Source organism: Methylibium petroleiphilum PM1 (assembly GCF_000015725.1).
In the GTDB taxonomy this organism is placed as follows: domain Bacteria; phylum Pseudomonadota; class Gammaproteobacteria; order Burkholderiales; family Burkholderiaceae_C; genus Methylibium; species Methylibium petroleiphilum.
This window is the reverse complement of sequence record NC_008825.1, coordinates 2,816,256-2,836,653: the sequence shown is the minus strand read 5'-3', so window position 1 is coordinate 2,836,653 and position 20,398 is coordinate 2,816,256. Positions and strand designations below refer to the sequence as shown.

25 protein-coding genes are annotated in these 20,398 nt (G+C 71.1%); 17 read left to right on the top strand and 8 right to left on the bottom strand.

Annotated elements, in window-relative coordinates; translation table 11 throughout:
- Positions 1-6 precede the first annotated feature (6 nt).
- From MPE_RS13430 to MPE_RS13405, 6 genes are all read left to right on the top strand, one after another.
- Positions 7-1,569 carry a methyl-accepting chemotaxis protein gene (locus MPE_RS13430; protein WP_011830247.1) on the top strand — a complete coding sequence of 521 codons (1,563 nt, stop codon included), beginning with the start codon at positions 7-9 and terminating at the stop codon, positions 1,567-1,569.
- A gap of 131 nt (positions 1,570-1,700) precedes the next feature.
- Positions 1,701-2,141, top strand: a complete 441-nt coding sequence (locus MPE_RS13425) for an HU family DNA-binding protein (protein ID WP_036233274.1) — start codon at positions 1,701-1,703, stop codon at positions 2,139-2,141.
- Between the two features lie 129 nt (positions 2,142-2,270).
- Positions 2,271-3,056 (top strand): class I SAM-dependent methyltransferase, encoded by a 786-nt coding sequence (locus MPE_RS13420; RefSeq protein WP_011830245.1) that lies wholly within the window; start codon positions 2,271-2,273, stop codon positions 3,054-3,056.
- 42 nt (positions 3,057-3,098) lie between these two features.
- On the top strand, positions 3,099-3,371 hold the full coding sequence (locus MPE_RS13415) for a hypothetical protein (RefSeq protein ID WP_041929685.1): 273 nt from the start codon (positions 3,099-3,101) through the stop codon (positions 3,369-3,371).
- A gap of 145 nt (positions 3,372-3,516) precedes the next feature.
- Positions 3,517-4,449, top strand: coding sequence for a 3,5-dioxohexanoate:acetyl-CoA acetone transferase (gene kce, locus MPE_RS13410; protein WP_011830244.1), 933 nt, complete (start codon positions 3,517-3,519; stop codon positions 4,447-4,449).
- Between the two features lie 66 nt (positions 4,450-4,515).
- The gene (locus MPE_RS13405; protein ID WP_011830243.1) at positions 4,516-5,325 is read left to right on the top strand and encodes an enoyl-CoA hydratase/isomerase family protein; all 810 of its coding nucleotides are present in this window, start codon (positions 4,516-4,518) and stop codon (positions 5,323-5,325) included.
- Here MPE_RS13405 and MPE_RS22795 read toward each other — a convergent pair.
- Positions 5,262-6,290, bottom strand: coding sequence for an AraC-like ligand-binding domain-containing protein (locus tag MPE_RS22795; protein ID WP_049820817.1), 1,029 nt, complete (start codon positions 6,288-6,290; stop codon positions 5,262-5,264). The two genes, MPE_RS13405 and MPE_RS22795, sit on opposite strands and share 64 nt — an antisense overlap.
- A gap of 220 nt (positions 6,291-6,510) precedes the next feature.
- On the opposite strand from MPE_RS22795, the gene MPE_RS13395 reads away from it, so the two are divergent.
- Positions 6,511-7,089, top strand: coding sequence for a carboxymuconolactone decarboxylase family protein (locus MPE_RS13395; protein WP_011830241.1), 579 nt, complete (start codon positions 6,511-6,513; stop codon positions 7,087-7,089).
- 45 nt (positions 7,090-7,134) lie between these two features.
- Here the strand turns inward: MPE_RS13395 and MPE_RS13390 are convergent, their stop codons facing one another.
- The gene (locus MPE_RS13390) at positions 7,135-8,250 is read right to left on the bottom strand and encodes a histone deacetylase-like amidohydrolase (protein WP_011830240.1); all 1,116 of its coding nucleotides are present in this window, start codon (positions 8,248-8,250) and stop codon (positions 7,135-7,137) included.
- Positions 8,251-8,508: 258 nt separating this feature from the next.
- Here MPE_RS13390 and MPE_RS13385 point away from each other — a divergent pair, with 258 nt between their 5' ends.
- The 6 genes from MPE_RS13385 to MPE_RS13360 are packed head-to-tail and all read left to right on the top strand — an operon-like array spanning position 8,509 to position 13,023.
- Positions 8,509-9,714 carry an amine dehydrogenase large subunit gene (locus MPE_RS13385; RefSeq protein ID WP_041929684.1) on the top strand — a complete coding sequence of 402 codons (1,206 nt, stop codon included), beginning with the start codon at positions 8,509-8,511 and terminating at the stop codon, positions 9,712-9,714.
- A gap of 17 nt (positions 9,715-9,731) precedes the next feature.
- Complete coding sequence (locus tag MPE_RS13380; protein WP_049820816.1) at positions 9,732-10,292, top strand: MauE/DoxX family redox-associated membrane protein; 561 nt, start codon at positions 9,732-9,734, stop codon at positions 10,290-10,292.
- Positions 10,289-10,885, top strand: a complete 597-nt coding sequence (mauD, locus tag MPE_RS13375; protein WP_011830238.1) for a methylamine dehydrogenase accessory protein MauD — start codon at positions 10,289-10,291, stop codon at positions 10,883-10,885. The genes MPE_RS13380 and mauD overlap by 4 nt, the downstream gene beginning before the upstream one ends.
- Before the next feature lie 50 nt (positions 10,886-10,935).
- A complete protein-coding gene (locus MPE_RS13370; RefSeq protein WP_011830237.1) occupies positions 10,936-11,490 on the top strand; it encodes a methylamine dehydrogenase light chain in 555 nt (184 codons plus the stop codon).
- A gap of 25 nt (positions 11,491-11,515) precedes the next feature.
- A complete protein-coding gene (locus tag MPE_RS13365) occupies positions 11,516-12,001 on the top strand; it encodes a c-type cytochrome (protein WP_011830236.1) in 486 nt (161 codons plus the stop codon).
- 56 nt (positions 12,002-12,057) lie between these two features.
- On the top strand, positions 12,058-13,023 hold the full coding sequence (locus MPE_RS13360; RefSeq protein ID WP_041929683.1) for a helix-turn-helix domain-containing protein: 966 nt from the start codon (positions 12,058-12,060) through the stop codon (positions 13,021-13,023).
- A gap of 22 nt (positions 13,024-13,045) precedes the next feature.
- On the opposite strand, the gene MPE_RS13355 is transcribed toward MPE_RS13360, so the two are convergent.
- The 5 genes from MPE_RS13355 to MPE_RS13335 form a co-directional block, all read right to left on the bottom strand.
- Positions 13,046-14,113, bottom strand: a complete 1,068-nt coding sequence (locus MPE_RS13355; protein WP_011830234.1) for an extracellular catalytic domain type 1 short-chain-length polyhydroxyalkanoate depolymerase — start codon at positions 14,111-14,113, stop codon at positions 13,046-13,048.
- A gap of 31 nt (positions 14,114-14,144) precedes the next feature.
- Positions 14,145-14,564 carry a ribbon-helix-helix domain-containing protein gene (locus MPE_RS13350; protein ID WP_011830233.1) on the bottom strand — a complete coding sequence of 140 codons (420 nt, stop codon included), beginning with the start codon at positions 14,562-14,564 and terminating at the stop codon, positions 14,145-14,147.
- A 75-nt stretch (positions 14,565-14,639) separates the two neighbouring features.
- Positions 14,640-14,891 (bottom strand): hypothetical protein, encoded by a 252-nt coding sequence (locus MPE_RS13345; protein ID WP_011830232.1) that lies wholly within the window; start codon positions 14,889-14,891, stop codon positions 14,640-14,642.
- A 10-nt stretch (positions 14,892-14,901) separates the two neighbouring features.
- Positions 14,902-15,174: a hypothetical protein gene (locus MPE_RS13340; RefSeq protein ID WP_036235081.1), complete on the bottom strand. Its 273-nt coding sequence runs from the start codon at positions 15,172-15,174 to the stop codon at positions 14,902-14,904.
- A 90-nt stretch (positions 15,175-15,264) separates the two neighbouring features.
- Complete coding sequence (locus MPE_RS13335; protein WP_011830230.1) at positions 15,265-15,657, bottom strand: tautomerase family protein; 393 nt, start codon at positions 15,655-15,657, stop codon at positions 15,265-15,267.
- 251 nt (positions 15,658-15,908) lie between these two features.
- Here MPE_RS13335 and MPE_RS13330 point away from each other — a divergent pair, with 251 nt between their 5' ends.
- From MPE_RS13330 to MPE_RS13315, 4 genes are all read left to right on the top strand, one after another.
- The gene (locus MPE_RS13330) at positions 15,909-16,772 is read left to right on the top strand and encodes a pirin family protein (RefSeq protein ID WP_011830229.1); all 864 of its coding nucleotides are present in this window, start codon (positions 15,909-15,911) and stop codon (positions 16,770-16,772) included.
- A 256-nt stretch (positions 16,773-17,028) separates the two neighbouring features.
- Positions 17,029-17,568, top strand: a complete 540-nt coding sequence (locus MPE_RS13325; RefSeq protein ID WP_011830228.1) for a Spy/CpxP family protein refolding chaperone — start codon at positions 17,029-17,031, stop codon at positions 17,566-17,568.
- Positions 17,569-17,656: 88 nt separating this feature from the next.
- Positions 17,657-18,367: a response regulator gene (locus tag MPE_RS13320; protein ID WP_011830227.1), complete on the top strand. Its 711-nt coding sequence runs from the start codon at positions 17,657-17,659 to the stop codon at positions 18,365-18,367.
- Positions 18,368-18,403: 36 nt separating this feature from the next.
- On the top strand, positions 18,404-19,894 hold the full coding sequence (locus MPE_RS13315; RefSeq protein WP_011830226.1) for a sensor histidine kinase: 1,491 nt from the start codon (positions 18,404-18,406) through the stop codon (positions 19,892-19,894).
- Between the two features lie 21 nt (positions 19,895-19,915).
- Here the strand turns inward: MPE_RS13315 and MPE_RS13310 are convergent, their stop codons facing one another.
- Positions 19,916-20,395: a DUF3717 domain-containing protein gene (locus tag MPE_RS13310; protein ID WP_011830225.1), complete on the bottom strand. Its 480-nt coding sequence runs from the start codon at positions 20,393-20,395 to the stop codon at positions 19,916-19,918.
- Between the last annotated feature and the right edge of the window lie 3 nt (positions 20,396-20,398).

Here is a 20,398-nt window from a genome sequence, read left to right as displayed (position 1 = left end):
AACCCCATGTCCTTCAGAAACCTTTCCGTCAAGCACAAGCTGGCAACCGCCTTCGCCCTCCTCACGGCCGTGGTGCTCGTGGTGTCGGGCGTGGCCATCCGAGCCCTGGCCAGCGAGCACCAGTCGTTCACCCACTACGTGGACCAGACCGCCGTCCGCATCACGATGGCCAACGACGTGCTCGACGCGGCGAATGCCCGCGCCATCAGCGCGCGCAACCTGGTGCTGGTCAGCGCGCCTGCCGACCGCGAGATCGAGAAGGCGGCCGTGACGGCGGCGCACAAGAAGGTCGGCGAATCGATGGCCCGCTTGCGGACGGCGCTCGGTTCGATGGCCGGGGTGAGCGACGAAGAACGCAAGATGTTCGCCACGCTCGACGGCGTCGAATCGCGCTACGGCCCGGTGGCGCTCGACATCGTCGGGCTCGCGCTGCAGGGCCGGCGCGACGAGGCGGTGACGAAGATGAACGCCGACTGCCGCCCGCTGCTGTCGGCGCTGGTGAAGTCGGCCAACCAGTTCATCGATCTCAGCGTGGACGTGGCCAAGCGCGACGTGGCGCGCGCCGACGCCGCCGCGGTCGCCAACCGCAACATGATGCTGGCCGCCTGCGTGGCGGCGGCGGCGCTGGCGGCCGTGCTGGCCTGGGTCATCACCCGCGCCATCGTGACGCCCATCAACCGGGCGATGGAAGTGGCCCAGACCGTCGCGGCCGGCGACCTGCGCTCCACCATCGACGACAGTGCGCGTGACGAGACCGGCAAGCTGCTGGCCGCGCTCAAGTCGATGAACGACAGCCTGGTGAACATCGTGGGCAGCGTGCGCACCAGCAGCGACAGCATCGCCACCGGCAGCGCCCAGATCGCCACCGGCAATGCCGACCTGTCGCACCGCACCGAACAGCAGGCCGCCAGCCTGCAGGAGACCGCGGCCTCGATGGAACAGATGAACGCGACGGTGAAGGCCAATGCCGACACTGCGCGCCAGGCCATCCAGCTCGCCGGCTCCGCCCGCGGCGCGGCGGAGAAGGGCGGCCAGGTGGTCGGCCAGGTGGTGGCGACGATGGACGACATCACCGCCAGCTCGCGGCAGATCGCCGACATCATCGGCGTGATCGACGGCATCGCCTTCCAGACCAACATCCTGGCGCTGAACGCCGCGGTGGAAGCGGCGCGTGCCGGCGAGCAGGGCCGCGGCTTCGCGGTGGTGGCGAGCGAGGTGCGCAACCTGGCGCAGCGCAGCGCCAGCGCCGCCAAGGAGATCAAGGAACTCATCGGGGCCAGCGTCGAGAAGGTCGAGGCGGGCACCCGCCTGGTCGGCGATGCGCGGACCTCGATGGACGACATCGTGGTCCAGGTGAAGCGCGTGTCCGACCTCATCTCGGAGATCGGCGCGGCCACCATCGAGCAGACCACCGGCATCGGGCAGGTCAGCACCGCAGTGTCGCAACTCGACCAGGCCACCCAGCAGAACGCGGCCCTGGTGGAAGAGAGCGCCGCCGCCGCCGACAGCCTGAAGCAGCAGGCTTCGAAGCTGGCGTCGGTGGTGAGCGTCTTCAAGCTGGCGACCTGAGGGATCGGCGCGGTTCGGGGCGGCCTCCTTGTCTGCGGGCACGAGAGGCCGGACATCGATGCAGGCCCCTAGAATCCGCCGGCCCGCGTCGCGGGCGCATGATTTCTCAACTCCCGGTATCCGAAGACCCCATGGCAACTGCTAAGAAGACCGCGACCAAGACCCCGATCAAGAAGACCGCTGCGGCCAAGAAGGCTGCTCCCGCGAAGAAGGCCGTCAAGGCCGCCGCTCCGGCGAAGGCTGCAGCCGGCCCGCTGAAGCCCATCAAGACGGCGCTCAACAAGACCGGCCTGATCGCCCACCTGGCACAAGCCGCTGCGGTCGATGCCAAGGCCGTGAAGGCTGTGATCGCCTCGCTCGAAGCCACCATCCTGGCCTCGGTGCACAAGAAGGGCCTGGGCTCGTTCACCTTGCCCGGTCTCCTGAAGGTCAACGTGATCAACGTGGCGGCCAAGAAGAAGCGCACCGGCATCGACCCCTTCACCAAGCAGGAACGCGTGTTCGCGGCCAAGCCCGCCACGGTCAAGATCAAGACCCGTGCGCTGAAGAAGCTCAAGGACGCGGCGCTCTGATCTGATCTGAGCTCACGCGATCCGCACGCCAGCCGGTGGTGGCACCGAGGTGCCACCGCCGGCTTCTCTTTTGCTTCGGGACGCGCCGGCCATCGAGGTGCGGAACGCGGCTGCTACATTGGTGCGACGATGCAGACTCCGCCTGCGCAGGCACCCGGCGACCGCGAACTCGTCGACCTCAATCGCCGCTTCTACGACTCGCTCTGGTCCGGCGCCCGGCTGGTCGAGCCGCGACGCTTCAACACCTGGCCGCTCGTGCAGTCGCTGGGGCCATCGGCGGAGCGACGGCTCGAGGTGGCGCCCGGACTGCGGCCGCGCCTGCCGATCGAGGGCACGCAGTTCGTCGACATCAGCGGCCCGGCGCTCGGCACGCTGCGCGATCGCGGCGCGCAGGTCGCGTTCGGCGAGGTGACGGCCCTGCCGTTCGCGGCGGCCGCCTTCGACCTGGTATGCGCCCTCGACATCATCGAGCACGTGGACGACGAGGATGGCGCGCTAGCGGAGCTGTCGCGGGTCGCGAAGCCCGGTGCGGCCGTGCTGATCTCGACGCCGCTGCATCCCGAGCAATGGACCCCGTTCGACGATTTCGTGGGCCACAAGCGGCGCTACGAGCCCGACCGTCTGCTGGCCAAGCTGGCGCAGCACCATCTGCAGGTGGAGCGCAGCGCGGTGTTCGGCATGCAGCCACCGTCGTCGCGGCTGGTCGAACTGGGCATGTGGTGGCTCGCTCACCATCGCGAGCGGGCCCTGTGGTGGTACAACAAAGTGCTGATGCCGCTCGGCTTGCGCTTCCAGAAGGAACTGCACTTCGTGCCCGGCATGATCCCGACGGCCGGCGTCGACGAAGTGCTGCTGGTGTGCCGAAGCGTCGCGCCGGCGCGGGAAAATTCCGCACCCGCCGACGCTCCGGTGTAACGCCGCCCGAAGCGGGCCGGCGCGCTTCCTACACTGCGCGTCATGCAGAACAGTGCCCCTCAAGTCCACCCCGGCCCGCCCGTCGCGGGCGCCTCCAGGCAGCACGCGGAGACGAGCCAGCGGGTCGCCGACGAGCGACCGCCGGCCGGCGAGGCGATGCTGGAGCTGATCGGCCTGATCGCCATCGCGGTGGCCGCTGCAGCCGTGTACTTCGGCGCCCGCAGGACGCGCCGGGATCGCAGGGGCGGGGCCTCCGGAGCCCACGAGAAACGCGCGCGACGCGGCGCGGCACCGCGCCCGTCGACCTACGGCTGAGCCTGCGCCGGGGGCCGTCGCGCCGCGCGAGTTGGCTCGCCGCGGTGCAGGGTAGTTCCCTAGAAGCCTGCCTCCCGCTCGCTGTGCGAGAGTCGGTCGACGCGCTCGACCGGGCGCGTCGCATCGCGTCCCGCAGGAGAGGTCCATGTTCCAGCAGAAGAAGGTCATCATCAGCTGCGCCGTCACCGGCGCGGTCCACACGCCGTCGATGTCGCCCTACCTGCCGGTCACGGCCGAGGAGATCGCCGAGTCGTCGATCGCCGCCGCCGAGGCCGGCGCGGCGATCATCCACCTGCATGCGCGCGACCCCGTCACCGGCAAGCCCGACCAGCGGCCCGAGGCCTTCACGCCCTTCCTGAAGACGATCAAGGCGCGCTGCGACGCGATCGTCAACCTCACCACGGGCGGCTCGCCCTACATGACGGTGCAGGAGCGCATGCAGCCGGCCAAGGTGCTCAGGCCCGAGGTGGCTTCGATGAACATGGGCACGATGAACTTCGGCCTGTTCCCGATGCTCAGGCGCTTCAAGGAGTTCAAGCACGACTGGGAGCGGCCCTATCTCGAGGGCAGCAAGGACCTGATCTTCCGCAACACCTACGGCGACCTGGAGACCGTGCTGACCGAACTCTCGGCCAACGAGACGCGCTACGAGTTCGAGTGCTACGACACCGCGCACCTCTACAACCTCGCGCATTTCGTCGAGCGCGGCCTGGTGAAGGCGCCGTTCTTCGTGCAGACCGTGTTCGGCATCCTGGGCGGCATCGGCACCCATCCGGACGACGTGATGCACATGAAGCGGACGGCGGACCGGTTGTTCGGCGACGACTACCGCTGGTCGGTGCTGGGCGCGGGCGCCAGCCAGATGAAGATCGCCGCCATGGCCGCGGCGATGGGCGGCAACGTGCGCGTCGGGCTGGAAGACAGCCTGTGGATCGGCAAGGGCCAGCTCGCGCGTTCCAACGCCGACCAGGTGCGCCGCGTGCGCGGCATCCTCGAAGGCCTGGGGCTGGAGATCGCCACGCCCGCCGAGGCGCGCGAGATCCTGCAGCTCAAGGGCGCGGCCAAGGTGGCGTTCTGAGACGCGACGGCGCACCCGTGTTCGACCCGGCGCATGCCGGCCCCTGTTCGTAGAAGGAGTCCTCCGATGTCCCTCTGGACCTGCACCCTGGACGACGGCGTCGTCACCGCGATCTACCGCAACCCGCCGATGAACTACTTCTGCGCCGAGGGCGCGGCCGAACTCGGCGCGCTGGTCGAATCCTGGCGCGACCCCGCCGTCAAGGCGGTGGTGCTGTCGGGCGGCATGGCCGGCCGCTTCATCACGCACTACAGCGTCGAGGAGCTGCTGTCCTATGCCGAAGACCGTGCGGCCATGCGGCAGGCCGGCACGGCGCTGAACGACGGCTACCACGCGCTGCTGCTGGGGCTGCGCGACCTGCCCAAGCCGGTCATCGTGGCGATGAACGGCGACGCGATGGGCGGCGGCTTCGAGCTGTGCCTGGCCTGCGACCTGCGCATCGCCCAGCGCGGCGATTTCCGCTACGGCCTGCCCGAGGTCAAGCTCGGCATCCTGCCGGGCGGCAGTGGCACGCAGCGCCTGTCGCGGCTGATCGGCGCCGGCCGCGCCATCGAGTTCATCCTGCGCGGGCGCATCGTCGAGCCCGCGGTGGCGCTGGAGATGGGGCTGGTGCACGAACTCGCCGACGACGCCCTGCGGCGCGCGCAGCAGATTGCCCACGAGATGGTGCTCACGCCGCCGTTCGCGATGGCGATGGCCAAGCGCGCGGTCTACGAGGGTTCTGACACCAGCCTGGCGGCCGGCCTGAAGCTCGAGGGCGAACGCTTCCTCGAGACCATGCTGTCCGACGGCAGCGTGAGCGCGATGCGCGCCTACGTGGCCCAGCCGCTGGAGGCACGCCGGGCCTGGCTGGAGAAGCCGCCGGCGGCGCGGTAGTCCTTCGGGCTGCTGGCGAACTCGCGCTTGAAGATCTTGCTGAAGCTGCTGGAGTCGCCGAAACCCCAGCGGTAGGCGATCTGCGTGATGCTGAGGTGCGCGGTCTCGGCTGCGCGCAGGTCCTGGCGGCAGCGGTCCAGCCGCTGTCGCCGTATCCAGGCTGCCGCCGTGGTGTCGGCGCGTTCGAACAGCCGGTGCAGATGCCGCTCGGTGATGCCGCAGTCGCTCGCGACGCGGCGTGTGTCGAGTTCCGGATCGTCGAGGTGGCGGTCGATGTAGGCCATCACCCCTTGCAACACGATCTTCCCGCTGCGTCCGGCGCAGGGCTCGGCCTGCGCGCTCAGCGTGGAGGCCAGCAATTCCACGCTGGCATGCAGCACGTGGCCCGCGTTGCCGCGCGGCAGCTCGCCGAAGCGCGCGTCGAGCGAGATGAGGTGGTCGACGAACAGCCGGCTGAGGCCGCTGGTGGCCGCGAAGCGGCGGCCGACGAACTCGCCGGCGCGCGGCAGCGCGAGCTGCAGTTCGCGCTGCGGCACCGCGAGGGTGATCTGCCGCAGGCCGGCGCCGGTGATGAAGGTCATCGGGCGCGCGCTGTCCCAGAGCGCGAAGCTACCCGGGGTCAGCGTGAGTTCCTCGTCGTCGATGACCAGGCAGATCGACCCCTCGGCGATGTAGATCAGGTTGTAGAGCGCCTCGCTGTCCTGCGCCATCTCGCGCGCGCCGCGCGTGCCGACGATGCCGCCCTGGGCGGAGGTGAGGTGGGTGACGCGAAAGCCGTCGAAGCGGCCCTGGCGGATGAAGGCCGGGAAGCGCTCGCAGCGGATCGGCCGGATCGACCAGTGCAGGTGGGCGTCGATGACGAAGTCGCGCCAGCAATCGAACTGCTTGCTCGGGGCCACGCGCTCGGTCGACCAGACGGCGGGGTCCTCCCAGCAATCGACCAGCGATGAGGTCTGCCTGTCCACTTCGGGTCTCCTGCTCGCGACCGCCGACGGCCGGGGTGGGTGCGGACCATCATAGGAGCGCGGCGCCGCGCGCCGCAATCCGCAGTGCCCCGCAGCGCCGGCGATGTCAGCCCTGGCCAAGCGGCGGGTCATGTGCGGCCAAGGCGGCGGCCGCCGTGCTGGCTAGCATGGCCGCGCATGCCGCACCGACTGTCCGGTGCGGCCCACCGGAGGCTCGCCCATGTTGATCAGCACCGTCGAGAAGGAAGCGCTCTCGCCCTACATGCGCAAGATCGCGGACGACCTGTACCCGCGCGTCGACCCGCTGTTCATGCCGCACTTCGAGCGCTACATGGGCCTGCTCGGCAACGCGCCGGAGCACGCGGAGCGCTTCTTTCCGTACTACTTCGGCATCTGGTTCGACAACGGCCTGGGCCCGCGCATCACCGAGCTCGCGCGGCTCGCGATCGCGAACGGCACGCAGTGCCAGCTGTGCCTGGCGGTGCGCTACACCGCCGAGGTCGGCGAGGCCGATGTCGCCGCGCTCCCGGGCGTCGACGCGAGCACGCTGACGCCGGCGGAGCGCGCGGTGGTGCGTTTCGCCACGCACTTCGGCAACGATCACCACAAGGTCACGCCCGAGCATTTCGAGGACCTGCAGCGCCACTTCAGCGACGAGCAGATCACCGAGTTGCTGCTGTGGAGCGCGATGGCGCTGGGCCTGGGGCGCATCCTCAAGGTGGCGCAGCTGGTCGACGACAGCTGCCCGCTGCCAGCGCGCGACGGCTCGGCTCGCACCGAGACGATCGCCGCGGCCTGAGGCCACGGCCGGGCGTGGCAGCGCCGCCGCCGGCCCTGCGGGCGGTCAGAAGCCGAACTCGGCCGCCATCTCGTCGATCAGGCCGCGCTGGAAGGCGGCGTAGCGCTCGTTGGGCTGCTGGCCGCCGGTGAAGTGCAGGAACGGGTCCTCGACACCCAGGCGTTCGCCGGCCAGCGTTTCCACCACCGCGTGGCCGCAGAACGGGACGCAGGCCTCCGAGTAGCCGCCCTCGTGCACCACCACCAGCCTGCCGCCGCAGTGGCGGTCGGCCAGCGCCATCACCCGCTCGGTCAGCTGGCGGTAGGACTCGCTGTGCAGCAGCATGCGCGCCAGCGGATCGACGCCGTTGGCGTCGAAGCCGCTGGCGACGATGAGGAGCTCGGGCCGGTAGCGGTCGATCGCCGGCGTCACGATGCGCTCCATCGCATACAGGTAGGCGTCGTGCCCGCCGCCCGGCAGCAACGGCACGTTGACGTTGTAGCCGAGGCCGCGGCCCTGGCCGCGGTCGGGTGCACCGCTGTAGCCGACCGGGAAGCAGCCTTCCTGGTGCAGCGACACGGTCAGCACGTCGTCGCGCTCGTAGAAGATCGACTGCGTGCCGTTGCCGTGGTGCACGTCCCAGTCCAGCACCGCAATGCGCTTCACGCCATGGCGCGCGCGTGCGGCCTCGATCGCGATCGGGATGTTGGCGAGCAGGCAGAAGCCCATCGGCATGTCGGCGAGGCAGTGGTGGCCGGGCGGACGCGACATCGAATAGGCGTTGCGGTGGGCGCCCGAGAGCACCGCGTCGACCGCATGCAGCGCGAGGCCGGCCGACTGCCTGGCGATCTCGTAGCTGCCCGGCCCGAAGGGCGCGTAGAGGCCGATCTCGCCGCCGCCCTGGTCGGACAGCGCCTTGAAGCGCTCCAGGTAGGCCGTCGGATGGACGCGCTGCAGGTCCTCCTCGGTGGCCATCGGCGCGCTGCGCAGGTGGACCTTGTCCGCGAGCCCGGAGACCTGCATCAGCGACACCATGCGCCGCTTCGATTCGGGGGATTCGGCCAGCCCCGCGCCGGCCGGCGGCTGCACCCAGCCACCCACCGGTGCGATCAGGGCGAAGCCGCCCATGGTGCTGTGCCAGAGGCAGCGTTCGTCGTGGAAGAAGGCGGTGGGCAGGGGCATGAGCGGAGGTCCTTTGCGTGGCGGCCTGTCGGTGCGTGCGCGGCGACGCGCGGGGCCGAAAGCTGGATTCGAGCCTCAAGTGCGCCATCGCCGCGGAGGGTTTTCCCGAGCCGGCGGTCGCGCCGCCGCGTTCTTGCCGAAGCGTGATAGTTCGGGGCCGCGGCGCGATGGAGACTGCCGCCGAACGCTCGACGCACGGTCGCGGTGTCGGTTGGCGACACCGGCGAGCCGGAGGAGAGGGCGGACGGGAGGCCCAGGATGCGGAGGATTCACCGGCACGTCGGTGCGTGCGCTCGGGTCGCGGCCTGCGCGGCCGGGCTGGCGCTCGGCGCCCAGGCGGCCGCGGCGCCGGTGTCCCCGGCCCGCCCGCAGCCGGCCGAGCTGCCGGTCGAGACGCTGTCGACCGGGCCGATCGCTGCGTCGGCGACGGAGCGCGTGTACGTGGCCGATGTCGCCGTGAGCCACATCTCCGACGGCCGCATCCGGGTGTTCGACGCGCGGCACGGCCGCTTCCTGGGCATGGTGTCGACTGGCTACGTCGGCAACTTCACGCTCAGCGCGAACGCCGACGAGCTGTACGTTGCCACCACCTACCTGAGCCGCGGCTCGCGCGGGGAGCGCGTGGACGTGCTGGAGGTGCACGACACCGAGAGCCTGGCGTTCAAGTACGAGATCGCGTTGCCGGCCAAGCGGGCGCAGGCGCTGAACTACCGGGGCCTGGTGCGGGCCAGCGGCAACGGCCGTTTCGTGCTGGTGCAGAACGCCACCCCGGCGACGTCGATCACCGTGGTCGACCTGCAGCAGCGCAAGGTGGTGTCCGAGGTGCCGACACCGGGCTGCTGGGGCATCCTGCCGGCGGCCAGCCATGGCAGCCGCTTCTCGATGCTGTGCGGCGACGGCAAGCTGGCCACCGTCACGCTCGACGACAGCGGTCAGGTCAGCGACCGCCAGATCGGCGAGGCCGTCTTCGATGCCGACGCCGACCCCTGGTTTCACCACGCCGAGCAGCTGGGCGACCGCTACTGGTTCGTGTCCTTCAAGGGCGTGCTGACCGAGGTGGACCTTGGTGGCGCTGTGGCCGTGGTCAAGTCCGCGAGGCCGCTGGTCGGTGCCGCCGGGCAGCGCGCCGGCTGGCGGCCCGGCGGCTACCAGCCGTTCGCCATCGACCCGTCCGGCCGCTGGCTGGTGGTGGCGATGCACGACAAGGGCAGCGAGGGCTCTCACAAGCGCCCGGCGCGAAGGCTGTGGATGTTCGACATGGCGGCCGGCACGCGCGTGGCCAGCGCACCGGGACAAGGCAGCGTGTCGCTGACCTTCTCGCGCAGCGGCCAGCGGCTGCAGGCGCTGGACGGCGAGAAGGGCGCCCTGCACGTCTGGCGCTGGGGCGAGCGCGGCAAGCTGACACCGATCAGCAGCGTGGCCCGGGCCGGCGAGGCGGCGATCCACCTCGAATCGCACGACTGAGCCCGGGCCGCTGCATCATGCCGTTTCCGCTGCCGTCCTTCGATCCGCTGCCGGTGTGGATCGCCGCCGCGGCGCTGGCCGCGCTGTTCGCGCATGCGGCCCTGGCCAAGTGGGCCGACCTCGCGCTGTTCGAGCATCAGCTCTCGGTCTATGGGGTGCCGGCCAGCACGGTGCCCGCGCTGGCCCGGCTGCTGCCGCCGCTCGAGCTGTCGATGGCGCTGCTGCTGATGGCCGGTCCGTGGCGACCGCTCGGCGCGGGGCTCGCGGCCGCGCTGCTGCTGCTCTATGCCGGCGCGATGGGTTACCACCGCTGGCGCGGACAGGTGCTCGATTGCGGTTGCGGCGGCGAGCCGCTGCCGGTGTCGTGGGCGCTGGTGCTGCGCAACCTCGGGCTGGCCGCGCTGGCGGGGCTCGCCGCCTCGGGCCTCGGCGCGCGGCCGATGGCCGGCGTCGACATGGCAGTGGTCGTTGCCGCCACGGCGCTGGCCGCCCTGCTGTATGCGGCGATGAATCAGCTGCTGCGCCACCGGGCCGGCGGGCGCGGCCTTCGTTCTCTGTTCGGGAGCTCTTCCTCATGAATGCCTTGACGGTCTCCGTTGTCCTGTTGTGGGCCGCCGTGCTGGTGCTCGGCGTGATGCTCTGGGCGCTGTCGCGCCAGGTGGGCATCCTCTACGAGCGGGTGGCGCCGATGGGGGCGCTGGTCACCGACGCCGGTCCGCCGGTCGGCGCGCCGTCGCCGAGCTTCGCGTTGACCAGCCTGCAGTCCGAGCCGGTCACCATCGGCGGCATCCAGGCCGGGCCGACGCTGCTGTTCTTCCTCTCGCCGACCTGTCCGGTGTGCAAGAAGCTGATCCCGGTGCTCAAGGCGCTGCTGCGTGACGAAGGCCGCCGACTGCGCATCGTGTTGGCCAGCGACGGCGAGGCGACGGCGCACCGGAGATTCGTGCGCGAATACGGGTTGGACGCGCTGCCCTACGTGCTGTCGACCGAGCTGGGCATGAGCTATCGCGTCTCGCGGCTGCCCTATGCAGTGCTGCTGGACACCCAGGGCGTGGTGGCGGCGAAGGGCCTGGTCAACTCGCGTGAGCAGTTCGACAGCCTGCTCAACGCCCACGAGATGGGCGCCCCGACGATCCAGCACTACCTGAGCGGCACGTCGGCGGCGGCCTGAGCTGCACGGCATTCCAGTCGTCGACCCAGCCCATTCACGGAGGACGTTTCATGCGCTGGCTCTTCAAGCTGATCGACCGGCACGCCGAGCATGGCGTGCGCCAGATGGCGCACCGGCACGGCCGGCGCAGCCTGCTCGCGCGCCTGGGCGTGGCGCTGGTCGGGGGCGCCGTGCTGCCGATGCTGCCGTTCGACCGCAGCGGACAGTCGTCCGGGGCCGCCCACGCCGCGGAGCCATCGCCACGCAAGGCCGCCAAGCCCGACCCGCGTGAGGATCCGCTGCAGTGCGAGTACTGGCGCTACTGCGCCTTCGACGGCTACCTGTGCACTTGTTGCGGCGGGTCGCTGACGCAGTGCCCGCCGGGCACCGAGGCCTCCAAGGTCAGCTGGATCGGCACCTGCCTGAATCCGCAGGACGGCCGCCAGTACCTGGTGTCCTACAACGACTGCTGCGGCAAGGGCTCGTGCGGCGAATGCCTGTGCAACAACAACGAGCGTGAGCGCCCGGGCTACCGGCTCGGCGTGCACAACGACATCAACTGGTGCATGGCCAACACCAGCCCGATGTTCCATTGCACGACGGCCATCATCGCCGGCGTGGCGTGACGGCGGGCACCGCGCCCCGGCTCCGATGACGCGGCTGCGTGGGTTCGCCCTGGCGCTGCTGCTGGCGGGCGGTGGGTCCGTGCTGCAGGCGCAGTCGCTGGGGCGACAGGTCGTGCCCCGCGCGCAGGCGGAATCGGTGGCCGTGACCACCAGCGTGCGCAGTCAGTACGTCGTGCATTGCGCCGGCTGCCACGGGCTGGACGGCGCGGGGTCGCGCATCGGCAACGTGCCCGACATGCGGCAGCTGGGCCATTTCCTGCGCCTGCCGGGCGGGCGCGAGTTCGTGATCCGTGTGCCCGGGGTGATGGGCTCGGGCCTGAACGACCGGCAGGTGGCCGACGTGACCAACTGGGTGCTGACCACGCTGGCGCCGGCCTCGCTGCCCGCCGACCACGTGCCCTACGACGCGGCCGAAGTGCAGCGGGCGCGCAGCAATCCGCTGGTGGACGTGGCGGCGGCGCGCGCCGGGCTGCTCGAAGAGGCCCGTCGGCGCGGCGTGCCGCTGGACTGAGGCGCGCCGCGCACCGAGGCGACACGCCGTCGCGCAGCGCCGTGCTACAAGGGCAGATGGCTCTCGTGCTGGATCACCAATCGGCCGATGTCGACGACCAGGCGCAGGCGCTGAGCGGTTGGCAGCAGCGCTACGAGCAACTCGGCTGCGGCCGCTTCCGGGGGTCGGCGCGGCAGGTGGTGATGGCCGGCGGCACGGTGCTGCGCGAGTCCACCAACCGCCAGCTGCGCGAGCAGATCCGTCCGCCCTCCGACTGCCTGGTGCTGGCCATCCCGCTGTCGGTCGCGCCCGGTTCGGTGTTTGCCGGCCGGCCGCTGGACGGCGATGCATTGATGGTCATCTCGGGCCACGAGGAGTACGAGCTGGTGGCGGCCGGCGAACTCGACCTGCTGGCGCTGTCGGTCGACCGACGGCGGCTGGGCGGCATGCTGGCGCCCGAGGAGATCGAGTGGCTGGCGCGGGCCGAACGCCAGCGGCGCTGGGCGCTGGCCCCCGACACCGCCGGCGCGGTGCGCAGCCAGCTGCTCGCCGTGTGTTCAGCCGCTGGCCGCTGTGCGCCCGGTGCGGTGATCGACATCGAGAACGAGCCGGCGCTGATCGGCGCCACGCTCGCGCACACGGTGGCGCTGGCGATGTCGGACGGCGGCGCCGACCGCGGCGCGGTCGGCATTCCGCGGCGTGCCGACTCGCGGCTGCGGGTGGTGAAGCGCGCCATCGAATTCATCCGCGCCAACCTGCAGGAGGACATCGGCATCCCCGAGATCTGCGCGGCCGCCTGCGCCAGCCGCCGCAGCCTGCAGTATTGCTTCGAGGAGTTCCTGCACACCACGCCGCAGGCCTATCTGCGCGCGCTGCGCCTGAACGAGGCGCGGCGTCGCCTGAAGCAACCGGGCGATCAGCCCATCACGCTGCTGGCGTGCGCCATGGGCTTCAGCAGCGCGAGCCATTTCACTCGCCACTACAAGCTGATGTTCAACGAGCTGCCGTCGCAGACGCAGCGGCGGCGCACGCGCGACGCCTGAGGCCGCAGCAGACGACGAGCGCTCAGCGCGCCGGCGGCGGCAGCGTATGGGTGCGGAAGAAGCGCAGCATCTCCGCGCTCGCATCGGGGCCCTGGGCGTCGGTGTACGAGCCCTGCGCCGAGCCGCCGGCCCAGGCGTGGCCGGCGCCGTGCACGACCCAGTGTTCGGCGACCACGCGACCGTCGGCATCGCGGTAGCGGCGCTGCGTGTACTCGCGGCCGTTGGCACTGCGCGCGCGGGTGCTCTCGGGCGTGTCGCGGCCGGCGCGGGCGGCAACCGCGCGCTCGCCGTTGGACGGATGCACGGTGGCATCGGCATCGCCGTGGAACACGATGGTCGGCACGGAGGTGCTCCTGGCGACGCTGCCGGTGCCGCGCTTCATCGCCGCGAGTGCTGAGGGCAGGTCGGTCGCCGCACCGGCCGGCAGACCCGAGTGCACTCCGACCGCAGCGAACAGGTCGGGATAGGCGTCACCGAGGATGGCCGCCATCGCGCCGCCAGCCGAAAGGCCGGCCACGTAGACGCGCTGGGGGTCGATGCCGTAGCGCGCCATCACCTCGCGCGTCATCGCAGCCAGCATCGCGGGCTCGCCGCGATCGCGCTGCTGGTGGTTGTGCTTGAACCAATTCCAGCAGCGCGACGCATTGGCGCGCTGCGTCTGCGCGGGATAGAGCACGAAGACGCCGTGCTCGCGGGCCGCGTCGTTCATGCCGGTGCCGGCCGCGAAGTCGTCGGGGTTCTGCGTGCAGCCGTGCAGCATCACCACCAGCGGCAGCGTTTGTCCTTGCCAGACCGGTGGCGCGAAGAGCCGGTACTCGTGCGTACCGTTCACGTCGGTGTGGCTGCCGGCGATGAACCGACCGCCGGGCACGCTGGCCGGCGCCGGCTGCTGCACTGGCGGCGCGGGTTCGACCCGGCGCGCCTCGACGTCGATCACCACGCAATCGTCGTCGGATGCCGTCGGCGTCTCGGCGGCGGTCGCCGAGCCCTTGCCGAGTGCGGCGCGAATCGATGCGGTGGCGCGCCGCAACTCGCCGGCCCGCGTGAGGCGGGCGGCCTCGGTCATCAGGCGCTGGAAATCGGGGTGCATGGGCTTTCTGGGGTTCGGTGGGCCGCACGCCTCAGCGGGTGCGCTGGGCGAGCGCTGCCTTGACGGCCGGGCTGGCGTGCAGCGCCCCCAGCACCACCACCGACTCGACGGTGGCCAGCGCGAGTTCCGGCGTCACGTCGGCGGTGAACGATGCGAGGCCGAGCACGCGGATCTGCAGCGTCTGGCCCGCCGCCTGCACGGCGCGCAGGTCGCTGGCAGTGAACTGCTGGATGCCCAGCACCAGCGTCTTGCGGGCCACGGCCTGCTTCAGCACGTCGGCATGGCCGGCGAGCTGGTTGCGGACCGCGGTGCGGATCAGGTCGGTGCGGTTGGCATAGAAGCCGTCCTGGACGAGCAGGTCGATGTGACCGAGGTCCACATAGCCGATGTTGACGGTGACCTTCTCGTCGAGGGGCTTGGTCGCGGTGGAGAGTTGGCGTCGTGCAGGCATGACGCCATCCTATCACCATCCACTTGGATGGTTTTAAGGCAACTCCGAAAAAGGGATCGCCTGCGAGCCCCGCCTTCAACTGCCGACGGACTCTGCGCTCTCCTGGGCCGCACGGCGGCCTGCATCCATGGCGAAATGGAGCGCGGAGCGCGCATCCTTGAAGCGGTGGCCGCCGGCAAGGCGCTCGTCGCGGAACACCGCCACCGGCTCGCCGCTCAGCCCGCGCACCCGCATGACGACGACGGCGGCCAGGTAACCCCCGCCGGGGGCGTCGAGTGCCCCGCCGTAGATCCTGAAGTCGCCGCAGTCGCGCTCATCGAAATGCATGCGCCGGGTCTCAGTTGCGCTCGGGCAGGAGGGACAGCACGGCAGGCACCGTCTCGGCGCTGTCGAACTGGGCCGCTCGCGCGGCGTGCAGGGCCCGCACGTCCCCGACCCCCGGCAGCACCGTGTCGGCGCTGCAGATCGGGCACACGGCCGTGGTGTCGTCGTGGACCCAGGCCACCACGTCCTGGGGCTTGAAGCTCCCCAGGCACGAATAGCAGCCGGCGATGGAAGACCGCGCCAGGGCGGCGCGGTTGTTGAAGGATTGGAGGTGGGTGTAACTCATGGCGTCTAGCCTAGGGCCCGCCCAAGGCAGGGGCCATCCCGCTAGAGGGGGAGAAGCTGGGGTGTCCGGGCCCGGCCTGCCGGGCATCGCTCAGCCGGGTGCAGGCGCGTACTGCATCTCGCCGTTGCCGAAGGACCAGTTCTCCTTGGCGACCTCGATCAGGTTGATGAAGACATCCTGTCGGCGCACACCCAACCTGGCGTGCAGGTCGTCGGCAACGCGCTTGTAGAACGCCTTCTTCAGCTCGATGGAGCGGCCCTGGTTCAGCGTGATCTGGATGAACACGATGCCCGGCGAATACTCGACGCCCAGATAGCTGGCCGGGAACACCAGTTCGCCCTGACCGTGTCGGGCGATGATCTGGAACTTGTCGTCGGCAGGCACGTTGATCAGGTCGGTCATGGCAGCGTAGATCAGCTGACCGATGTCGCGTCCCAGCGTCGGTGGGGCGTCATGCGAAATGTCGATTCGAACGAGTGGCATCGTGTCCTCGCGGAGGTTCGGGGTGAAGGGGATGGCAGGGCGCTGCAACGGCGACGGCCGGTCGGTGCCACTGTGTCACAGGCGGCGGTTCGCCGACGGCCTGGGGTTGTGGCGAGTCCGTCAACCGGGGCCTGGAACGGGTCCGGCGCCGGTTCCCTCCGGTCATTGAAGCCGCTTGAACCCTGCGTGCAGATTCGATGCGTTGCAGGCAGGCCGGGCCGCCCCAAACTCTTGCTTCAAGGAGATCCACCATGAAGCAGCTTTCGTTCGTTCGGCGCAGTCCGGGGCGCCATTGGGTCGGCGACGGTTTTCCGGTGCGCAGCATCTTTTCGTACAACGACCTCGCGGAGCCGATGTCGCCTTTCCTGCTGCTCGACCATGCGGGCCCGGTGGAGTTCGAGCCCACCTCCCGGCGGCTCGGTGTGGGCCAGCATCCGCACCGTGGCTTCGAGACCGTGACCATCGTCTACGCTGGCGAGGTGGAGCATCGCGACTCGACGGGCGCGGGCGGATCGATCGGTCCTGGCGACGTGCAATGGATGACCGCAGGCCGCGGCATCGTCCACGAGGAATTCCACGGCCGCGACTACGCGCGTCGCGGCGGCCCGTTCGAGATGCTGCAGCTGTGGGTCAACCTGCCCGCGAAGGACAAGCGGGTGGCGCCCGCCTACCAGGGCATCACGGCGGCGCAGATCCCGCACGTGGAACTGCCGGACGCTGCGGGCACGGTGCGCGTGATCGCCGGTGAACTGCAAGGCGTGGTGGGGCCGGCGCGCAGCTTCAGCCCGATCAACCTGTGGGACCTGCGACTCGTGGCGGGCCGGCCGGTGCGGCTGAGCGTTCCGGCCGGACACACCACGGCGCTGTTCGTGCTGAAGGGCGCGCTGCGCGCGGACGGCAGTGACACCGTGGTCGGCGAGGCGGAGCTCGCCGTGTTGGAGCGCGAGGGCGACACGCTGCAGATCGAGGCGGTGGCGGATGCGACCTTGCTGCTGCTCGGTGGCGAGCCGCTGAACGAGCCCGTCGTCGGGCAGGGACCGTTCGTGATGAACACCCCGGCCGAGATCCGGCAGGCCTTCGTCGACTACCAGAGCGGGCAGTTCGGCCGCCCATGAAAAAGGTGGACAGCGCACGGCGCTGTCCACCACAAGGGAGCCGTCAGCGGGAGGAGGGGAGACGGGAGGAGAGACGGCTCCGTCAGCTCAATGTAGTGCGCCTGCGTGCGGCGGTCTGTAGGAGAACGGCTCGACCGGCGCTTCAAGCTAGGGCCCCCGGCGCTACACAGATCTTTACCGCCTGCGCAAGCGCGCTTCACCCCCGCGGCCGACCATGCATGCACCCCCTGAGGGGTTTGCATGGAAAGGACGCAAGATGAACAGCGACTCTCTCATTCCCCGCGGTCTGCGCGGCGTGATTCTCGGGACGGCGATCGCGCTGGCCGGTGGCGCGAGCCTGACGGCCTGGGCCGTGCCCGAGGGCGCGCCGGCCCGCCCGGCCGCGCACGGCGGTCCGCATGGCGGACCGGGTTTTGGCTGGGGCGCCTCGCCACGCCAGCTCGAGCGCCTGCTCGACAGCGTGAAGGCGACCGACGCGCAGCGCAGCCAGATCCGGCAGATCGCGCAGGCCGCGGCCGCCGACCTGAAGGCGCAGCGCGAGGCCGGCAGGGACCTGCGCGAGCAGCAGGCCCGCCTGTTCACGCAGCCGACCGTCGATGCGCAGGCCGTCGAGGCGCTGCGCCAGCAGATGGTGGCGCAGCATGACCAGGCCAGTCGGCGCATGAGCCAGGCCCTGCTCGACGCCAGCCGCGTGCTGACGGTGGAACAGCGCGTCCAGCTCGCCGAGCGCATGAAGGCGCGCCACGAACGCATGGAGCGCCACCACCGCGCGCCGCCGCCCGAACCCAAGGGCTGACGCGGCGGCCGGCGGGACCGGCCCGGCCTGCCGGGTCGGCTCCGCTGTTCTATCCTCCGGAGCCCGAGCTCCCTCGCCTAGCAAGACCATGAGTGCTCGACTGCTGCTGATCGACGACGACGCCCGCCTCACCGCGATGGTGGGCGACTACCTGCGCCAGGCCGGCTACGAGGTCGAGGTGGCGCCGACGCTGGACTCCGGCCGCACGCGGCTGGAGCGCGAGCTGTTCGACGCGCTGGTGCTCGACCTGATGCTGCCCGACGGCGACGGCCTCGACCTGTGCCGCGAGCTGCGCGCCGCACCGCGCACGCGCGCGCTGCCGCTGCTGATGCTCACCGCGCGCGGCGAGCCGATGGACCGCATCGTCGGCCTTGAGCTCGGTGCCGACGACTACCTGCCCAAGCCCTTCGAGCCGCGCGAACTGCTGGCGCGCGTCAAGGCCCTGCTGCGCCGCGCCGCGCCGAGCGGGGGCGACGGCGACGTGCTGCGCTTCGGTCGCCTCGAGGTCGACGCCGGCGGTCGCCAGGCCCGCCTCGACGGCAAGCCCTGCGACCTGACCAGCTACCAGTTCGACCTGCTCCAGGTGCTGGCCAACGCGCCCGGGCGCGTGCTGTCGCGCGACCAGATCATGGACGCGCTGAAGGGCCACGCGCTCGAGGCCTTCGACCGCTCGATCGACGTGCACATCTCGCGCATCCGTGCCGCCATCGAAGACGATCCCAAGACGCCGCGCCGCATCCTCACGGTGCGCGGCGCGGGCTACGTGTTCGCGAAGAAGCAGGATGCCGAGGCGGCCTGATCGGCGTCGCGCCCGCGCAGCAGGACGGGCCGGCCGGTGAAGACGCTCTACCTGCGCATCTACCTCACCGTCGTGGCGGTGCTGCTGCTGTTCGCGCTGGTGTCGGGCTGGCTGCTCCAGCGCAACATCGAGCATGAGCGCATCCGGGTCGAGGCGAGCGGCAACGAGCGCCTGATCGCCTGGGGCGAGCTGCTGCAGAACGCGCTCCCGCCCGTCGACGCACCGCGTGACGAGCAGAGCCAGGCCTTGCTGGAGTGGTCGTCGCGCTTGCGCATGCCGCTGGCGCTGGATGACGCGCAGGGCCGGCGTATCGCCACCTCGCAGGCCTTCGCCCGCTGGATCGACGGCGGCGTCGGGCCGGACGGGCCGGTGCCGCCCGACGAGCTGCGCCCGCCGCCGCCCGAGGGCGTGGAACCCGCGCCGCCCGGCCGCCCGCGCGAGGCGCGCCGCCCGCGTCCCGACGACCGCCTGCCCGACCTCGTCGAGCGCCGCCCGCCGCAGCGCGTGGCGCTCAGCGACGGCCGCACGCTGTGGGTGGTGCGGCCGAGCATGCTGCGTCCGGGCGGGCGCGGCCCCGACGGCCGCCTGCTGGTGCCCGAGCCGCCGTTCTTCATGCGCGGCGTCGGCCTGCTGCTGACCTTGGGCGTGTTGTTCGTCGCCGTGGCCGGCGGGGCCTACCCCGTGGTGCGGCGCCTGACACGCCGGCTCGAGACGCTGAAGCGCGGTGTCGAGACCTTCGGCGCCGGTGAACTGCACCACCGCGTGGACGCCACCGGCCGCGACGAGATCGCCGCGCTGGCGGCGAGCTTCAATGCGGCCGCCACGCGCATCGAGTCGCTGGTGCAGGCCAACCAGTCGCTGCTGGCCAACGCCAGCCACGAGCTGCGCTCGCCGTTGGCACGGCTGAAGATGGCCCTGGCCATGCTGGACACCACGCCGGCCGAGCGCCGCGGTGCGCTGAAGGACGAGATCGAGCGCAACATCCGCGAACTCGACGCGCTGGTGGAGGAGGTGCTGCTCGCCAGCCGGCTCGATGCCCGCCACCCGCGCTCGCGCGACGGTGTCGACGAGCGGGTGCGCGAGCCGGTCGACGTGATCGCGCTCGCCGCGGAGGAAGCGGCGCGTGTCGACGCGGTGCTCGAGCTGCCGGACGAGGCCGACCGCGCCGCGGCGCTGCCCGCCACGCTGAGCGGCGACGAGCGCCTGCTGCGCCGCGCGCTGCGCAACCTGCTGGAGAACGCCCGCCGCTACGGCGGCGCCGGGGCGCCGGAGCTGCAGCTGCGCCGCGTCGGAGAGTGGCTGGAACTGAGCGTCAGCGACCGCGGTCCGGGCGTGCCCGCATCGCAGCGCGAGCGCATCTTCGAGCCGTTCTACCGTCTGCCGGGTCATGCCGAGCAGGCCGGCGGCGTGGGGCTGGGGCTCAGCCTGGTCCGGCAGATCGCCCAGCATCACGGCGGCGACGTGCGTTGCGAGCCGCGCGCGGGCGGCGGCAGCCGTTTCGTTCTCCGCCTGCCGATCGCGCCCTGAAGCGCGATGGCGGCGAGCGGCTCAGGCCGCCGCCGGCGGCGGGCTGGCGGCCGAAGCGTCTTCGCCCGGGCTCGCAGGTCGCGCGGCTGTTGCATCGACCTCGTGCGCACGTTCGGCATAGCGGTTGAATCGCCAGGCCGTGGCCTCCATCGTGATGCGCCGCCAGGTGGCCCGCTTCGCGGCCGGGCTCAGCGCGGGCCAGTGCTGCACCTCGTCGAAGGTCCGGCCGCAGCCCTTGCAGACGTCGTCGCCCTGGCTGGTGGAGCAGATCGCGATGCATGGCGCGTCGGGCGTGCTCGCGTACCAACCGAGCCACGCGGCCTTGGCTTTCGCCGGCATGGTGGCCTCGTCGCATTCGCTCTCGCGGTAGTAGACGAGCAGCGCATACACCTCGGCCAGCGCGCGCACCTCGGCGCAGGCGGTGATGCCGTCGGGCGAGGGCGAGCGCTCGCGCCACCAGTTGATGGCCGACTCGATGTCGGTGATGTGGATGCCGGCCATGGC

What these genes read in the sequence shown, in the direction of transcription:
- MPE_RS13430 (WP_011830247.1), top strand. Translation starts at nt 7, where the DNA reads ATGTCCTTCAGAAACCTTTCCGTCAAGCACAAGCTGGCAACCGCCTTC.
- MPE_RS13425 (WP_036233274.1), top strand. Translation starts at nt 1,701, where the DNA reads ATGGCAACTGCTAAGAAGACCGCGACCAAGACCCCGATCAAGAAGACC.
- MPE_RS13420 (WP_011830245.1), top strand. Translation starts at nt 2,271, where the DNA reads ATGCAGACTCCGCCTGCGCAGGCACCCGGCGACCGCGAACTCGTCGAC.
- MPE_RS13415 (WP_041929685.1), top strand. Translation starts at nt 3,099, where the DNA reads ATGCAGAACAGTGCCCCTCAAGTCCACCCCGGCCCGCCCGTCGCGGGC.
- kce (WP_011830244.1), top strand. Translation starts at nt 3,517, where the DNA reads ATGTTCCAGCAGAAGAAGGTCATCATCAGCTGCGCCGTCACCGGCGCG.
- MPE_RS13405 (WP_011830243.1), top strand. Translation starts at nt 4,516, where the DNA reads ATGTCCCTCTGGACCTGCACCCTGGACGACGGCGTCGTCACCGCGATC.
- MPE_RS13395 (WP_011830241.1), top strand. Translation starts at nt 6,511, where the DNA reads ATGTTGATCAGCACCGTCGAGAAGGAAGCGCTCTCGCCCTACATGCGC.
- MPE_RS13390 (WP_011830240.1), bottom strand. Translation starts at nt 8,250, where the DNA reads ATGCCCCTGCCCACCGCCTTCTTCCACGACGAACGCTGCCTCTGGCAC.
- MPE_RS13385 (WP_041929684.1), top strand. Translation starts at nt 8,509, where the DNA reads ATGCGGAGGATTCACCGGCACGTCGGTGCGTGCGCTCGGGTCGCGGCC.
- MPE_RS13380 (WP_049820816.1), top strand. Translation starts at nt 9,732, where the DNA reads ATGCCGTTTCCGCTGCCGTCCTTCGATCCGCTGCCGGTGTGGATCGCC.
- mauD (WP_011830238.1), top strand. Translation starts at nt 10,289, where the DNA reads ATGAATGCCTTGACGGTCTCCGTTGTCCTGTTGTGGGCCGCCGTGCTG.
- MPE_RS13370 (WP_011830237.1), top strand. Translation starts at nt 10,936, where the DNA reads ATGCGCTGGCTCTTCAAGCTGATCGACCGGCACGCCGAGCATGGCGTG.
- MPE_RS13365 (WP_011830236.1), top strand. Translation starts at nt 11,516, where the DNA reads ATGACGCGGCTGCGTGGGTTCGCCCTGGCGCTGCTGCTGGCGGGCGGT.
- MPE_RS13360 (WP_041929683.1), top strand. Translation starts at nt 12,058, where the DNA reads ATGGCTCTCGTGCTGGATCACCAATCGGCCGATGTCGACGACCAGGCG.
- MPE_RS13355 (WP_011830234.1), bottom strand. Translation starts at nt 14,113, where the DNA reads ATGCACCCCGATTTCCAGCGCCTGATGACCGAGGCCGCCCGCCTCACG.
- MPE_RS13350 (WP_011830233.1), bottom strand. Translation starts at nt 14,564, where the DNA reads ATGCCTGCACGACGCCAACTCTCCACCGCGACCAAGCCCCTCGACGAG.
- MPE_RS13345 (WP_011830232.1), bottom strand. Translation starts at nt 14,891, where the DNA reads ATGCATTTCGATGAGCGCGACTGCGGCGACTTCAGGATCTACGGCGGG.
- MPE_RS13340 (WP_036235081.1), bottom strand. Translation starts at nt 15,174, where the DNA reads ATGAGTTACACCCACCTCCAATCCTTCAACAACCGCGCCGCCCTGGCG.
- MPE_RS13335 (WP_011830230.1), bottom strand. Translation starts at nt 15,657, where the DNA reads ATGCCACTCGTTCGAATCGACATTTCGCATGACGCCCCACCGACGCTG.
- MPE_RS13330 (WP_011830229.1), top strand. Translation starts at nt 15,909, where the DNA reads ATGAAGCAGCTTTCGTTCGTTCGGCGCAGTCCGGGGCGCCATTGGGTC.
- MPE_RS13325 (WP_011830228.1), top strand. Translation starts at nt 17,029, where the DNA reads ATGAACAGCGACTCTCTCATTCCCCGCGGTCTGCGCGGCGTGATTCTC.
- MPE_RS13320 (WP_011830227.1), top strand. Translation starts at nt 17,657, where the DNA reads ATGAGTGCTCGACTGCTGCTGATCGACGACGACGCCCGCCTCACCGCG.
- MPE_RS13310 (WP_011830225.1), bottom strand. Translation starts at nt 20,395, where the DNA reads ATGGCCGGCATCCACATCACCGACATCGAGTCGGCCATCAACTGGTGG.